Source organism: Rhizobium deserti (assembly GCF_004358025.1).
GTDB classification, from domain to species: Bacteria; Pseudomonadota; Alphaproteobacteria; order Rhizobiales; family Rhizobiaceae; genus Neorhizobium; species Neorhizobium deserti.
The window spans coordinates 1-805 of record NZ_SMTL01000023.1; the positions used below are offsets into that span (position 1 = coordinate 1).

An 805-nucleotide genomic window follows, 5' to 3' on the forward strand; every position below is an offset into this window, starting at 1 on the left:
TTGGATGCTTCCCGGTATGAGCTTTCCTTATGCTTTTTAGAATATAGATCGGACCAGTCAGGTCACGATCGCAACGCAATACGCCGACGCTGGATCGTTTATTCGGTCCGCCTGTTTCGGTATGGCGGACGCCGCCGACTACGTTTCTCTTTCTTCAAGAAGACAAAAAACCGCACGACCGGTTTGACTGAATGGGCCCGTAGCTCAGTTGGTTAGAGCACACGCTTGATAAGCGTGGGGTCGGTAGTTCGAGTCTACCCGGGCCCACCATTATTTGGTCCTGACGCTGTTATCGATCCTTTGGATCGATGCTCCGGACGGGCCGGCCAGCGATGGCCGACGGACTATCGTCCTGTATTGGCGATGGATCTTAAGGCTTTGATAGGGTGGATGGATTGCCTGGGTCGGATCTGACGTGCGAAATGGTGTTGATGAACGGGCTTTGGCTGATCACTGTCAGTTTGAGCTGTTCCCGATTGCTCGCGAATAAAGCGAATTGGGGCTGTAGCTCAGCTGGGAGAGCACCTGCTTTGCAAGCAGGGGGTCAGCGGTTCGATCCCGCTCAGCTCCACCATATTTGGTCCTCGCGGCGAGCGCAGCCTTCGGCTGCTGCCTGCGGACGGCGCGGCCAGCGATGGCCGCCGACCTCTGGTCTACGAGGTGCCAAGCGTTGTCTTCTGAAGAAAAATGAGTTTGCATCATCCGCATTGGGTGCTGCCTGTTGTGCAAAAATCGTGAAGAGAAGATTGATCTGGAGGCTTCCAGGTGTTGGTTTTACCGCAAGGTAGACCGATGTCCGAGCCCA

Annotated in this window: 1 protein-coding gene and 2 tRNA genes; 2 read left to right on the forward strand and 1 reads right to left on the reverse strand. The window is 55.2% G+C overall.

Going from position 1 to position 805, the window contains the following annotated elements; translation table 11 throughout:
* Nucleotides 1–193: 193 nt before the first annotated feature.
* Both E2F50_RS22815 and E2F50_RS22820 read left to right on the forward strand, forming a co-directional pair.
* A tRNA-Ile gene (locus E2F50_RS22815) sits at nt 194–270 on the forward strand.
* 228 nt (nt 271–498) lie between these two features.
* A tRNA-Ala gene (locus E2F50_RS22820) sits at nt 499–574 on the forward strand.
* Here E2F50_RS22820 and E2F50_RS23300 read toward each other — a convergent pair.
* The coding region (locus E2F50_RS23300; protein WP_210234594.1) for a hypothetical protein at nt 563–805 on the reverse strand (243 nt) is incomplete at its 5' end. The two genes, E2F50_RS22820 and E2F50_RS23300, sit on opposite strands and share 12 nt — an antisense overlap.